5 protein-coding genes are annotated in these 2,567 nt (G+C 66.5%); 1 reads left to right on the forward strand and 4 read right to left on the reverse strand.

Going from position 1 to position 2,567, the window contains the following annotated elements; all coding sequences use genetic code 11:
* Positions 1–383 (forward strand): LssY C-terminal domain-containing protein (locus G3N99_RS38490; RefSeq protein WP_206125005.1); only part of this gene is annotated, 383 nt, incomplete at its 5' end.
* A 15-nt stretch (positions 384–398) separates the two neighbouring features.
* Here G3N99_RS38490 and G3N99_RS38495 read toward each other — a convergent pair.
* The 4 genes from G3N99_RS38495 to G3N99_RS38510 form a co-directional block, all read right to left on the reverse strand.
* Positions 399–728: a transcriptional regulator gene (locus G3N99_RS38495; RefSeq protein ID WP_011356110.1), complete on the reverse strand. Its 330-nt coding sequence runs from the start codon at positions 726–728 to the stop codon at positions 399–401.
* The gene (locus G3N99_RS38500; RefSeq protein WP_039354568.1) at positions 725–1,057 is read right to left on the reverse strand and encodes a type II toxin-antitoxin system RelE/ParE family toxin; all 333 of its coding nucleotides are present in this window, start codon (positions 1,055–1,057) and stop codon (positions 725–727) included. The genes G3N99_RS38495 and G3N99_RS38500 overlap by 4 nt, the downstream gene beginning before the upstream one ends.
* A 357-nt stretch (positions 1,058–1,414) precedes the next feature.
* Positions 1,415–1,969 (reverse strand): protein tyrosine phosphatase, encoded by a 555-nt coding sequence (locus G3N99_RS38505; protein ID WP_174938362.1) that lies wholly within the window; start codon positions 1,967–1,969, stop codon positions 1,415–1,417.
* A gap of 212 nt (positions 1,970–2,181) precedes the next feature.
* The coding region (locus G3N99_RS38510) for an alpha/beta hydrolase fold domain-containing protein (protein ID WP_206125006.1) at positions 2,182–2,567 on the reverse strand (386 nt) is incomplete at its 5' end.

Here is a 2,567-nt window from a genome sequence, read left to right on the forward strand (position 1 = left end):
TCACCGCGCTGCGCTGGCTGTTGCCGCAGGCGCCGGCCGATGCGCTCCCGGTGCTGCCGCGCTATACGCATGGCGAAAGCACGCGCCGCGTGTTCGTCCGCGTCGATCCGGGCCAGCCGGAAAGCCGCCTCGTGCTGCGGCTGTGGCGTTATCCGTACGTGCTGCAGGACGCGCTCGGCATGCGGCCGCTGTGGTACGGCGCGTTGTATCGCGAGACGCTGCACCGGCCGGCACGGCTGATGACGATCGTGCGCACGACGACGATCGACGATGCGGCGACGATCGCGAAGGCGCTCGCGGTCGAGCCGACGATCGAGCATCCGCCGGCGGGGATGACGAACGCGCCGGCGGAGATGCTGCTGGTGTGGATGGTGAGGCCGTGAGCGGGTGGTGGCCGCTTATGCGTGCGCCGGCTGCGCAGGGACGACGGACAGGCGCAGGCCGACGGTCTTGAGCACCGCGAGCAGGGTTTTCAGCGTCGGGTTGCCGTTGGGGGAGAGCGTGCGATACAGCGATTCGCGGCTGATGCCGGCTTCGGCCGCAACCGCGCCGAGCCCGCCGTACGCTTCCGCGACCGTACGCAGCGCGAGCAGGCCGGCCGCGCGGTTGTCGGGATCGTCGAGCGATTCCATCGCGACGCGCAGATAGGCCACCGCGAGTTCGCGGTCGGCGCCGAGTTCGGCGACTTCCGCGTCGTGGTGCGATACCGCACCTTTGAGCTTGGTCATGTTTGCCTCCGTTTCCAGTTCGACCAGTGTTCCTTTGCACGCCTGATGTCGTCGGGTTGACTGCTTTTGTCGCCACCTGAAAGCAACAGCACCAGTGCGCCGCCGTACCGCCCGAAATACACGCGGTAGCCTGCGCCGACGTGGACGCGCAGTTCGATCACACCTTCGCCGACAGACTCGCAATCGCCGAAGTTGCCTGTCTGCACGCGGCGCAGGCGTTCGCGAATCCGGGCCTGCGCAAGCTTGTCGCGCACGGCGTTCAACCATTCGGTGAAGGGCTCGCGACCGTCGTCGCGCTGGTAGCGAAGAAGTTCGAACTTGGATAGCATTGTAACTTATAAGCTACAAAAAGGAAGAAGGGTAAATGGAGTGGTCGTGCGAGCTGCCGGGTGGTGCGCGTGGGGGACGTGTACGCATTGCCTGGTCGGGGCGACACACGACGCCGCATGCACGTTGCTGCGCATGCAGTGCCTTCGAAGTGCGGGATTTCAGGCAGCGAAGCCGGCTTCCCGGACGAAGATCATTCTTTCATCCGGTGCGCAGGGTGACGATTCGGCCGGATGGCCAAAGTCGATGGCCCGGTGACGGGCACGCGCGGCGGGTGGGGGGACGGGGAGACGAACGTAAAAAAACAAACCTGTCGGCGCCGGCGCGTCGCGCCTCGCGAGCCGACAGGCCTCCTGACATTACTGCTTCGCCGGCACGGCCGTCGCGACCTTGTCGAGCGCGGCCGGGATGTACGTGTCGAGCTGCGTAGTGACCGATTCGTAGAAATCGATCGGCTTGCCCCACGCGTCGGGTACGTCGACGTGCTTCCCGGACGCATATTCGGCGAGCGTGAACACCTTGCCGGCGGCCGACGGATAGAGCGCGAGCACCTTCTCCTTGTGTTTGTCGGTCATCGTCAGGATCACGTCGGAATGCTTGATGTCGTTTGCGTTCAACTGCACCGAACGGTGCGCGGACGTGTCGATGCCGCGGCGCTTCATCAGGATCACGCCGTTTTCTTCGGGCTTTTCGTCATACGGATCTTCGTCGACCGCGCGCGAGATCACCGCGATGTGCGCGTGGCGCTGCGCGATCAACTGGCCGGCGATCGCTTCGGCCATCACGCTGCGCCCGGTGTTGCCGGTGTCGACGAACGCCACCTTCTTCGGCTCGTCGGCGAATGCCGACGTCGCGCACTGGATGCCGACGCAACAGAGCAGTGCCAGCGTGTTGAGGGTGTGCCTTCTTTTCATGATGTCTCCGCGAGGGTGGGGGAACCCCGGCGGCGCGCCGGGGCCTGCGGGAGATCATGCCGGCCGCATGCGACAGAAAAAAATAAACGACCGGTTTTTGCAAGACGGCGTCGCTTCGTCGCAAGCCGGCCCGGTGACGGTGCATGCGCCGCGCACCCGATCGGGGAAGCCGCAAACCGCTGCCCCGATCGCTGTGCATGACTGCTTCATCGTCACGCCGTCACCGCCACCCGCTCCGCCGCAAACCCCGCCAGCGTCCGCAACGCATCCCGCGCCGACCGCAGGTAAAACGCCTGCAGATGAAACACATGCCAGCGCGCCGCATGAACCTCCAGCCGGCACGGCACGCCACAGGCTTGCGCATGACGGGCCAGCCGCAGCGCATCCGACAGCAGCACCTCCTGGTCGCCGGCCTGGACGAGCATCGGCGGCAGGCCGCGCAGGTCGGTGTCGAGCGGGCCGCGGGTCGCCACCGAACCGGCGCCGTGATACCAGCGCAGCCCCTGTTCGAGCCAGCCGCGACGGATCATCGGATCGTCGTGGCGGCGCGAAGCCAGCGTCGCGCCGCCGAGCGCGGGATCGGTCACGGGCGAGATCA

It is taken from the genome of Burkholderia sp. Ac-20392 (genome assembly GCF_017104585.1).
Lineage (GTDB): Bacteria > Pseudomonadota > Gammaproteobacteria > Burkholderiales > Burkholderiaceae > Burkholderia > Burkholderia lata.

Excerpts from the sequence above, each read along its gene's own strand:
- G3N99_RS38500 (WP_039354568.1), bottom strand. The coding sequence starts at position 1,057 with ATGCTATCCAAGTTCGAACTTCTTCGCTACCAGCGCGACGACGGTCGC.
- G3N99_RS38495 (WP_011356110.1), bottom strand. The coding sequence starts at position 728 with ATGACCAAGCTCAAAGGTGCGGTATCGCACCACGACGCGGAAGTCGCC.
- G3N99_RS38505 (WP_174938362.1), bottom strand. The coding sequence starts at position 1,969 with ATGAAAAGAAGGCACACCCTCAACACGCTGGCACTGCTCTGTTGCGTC.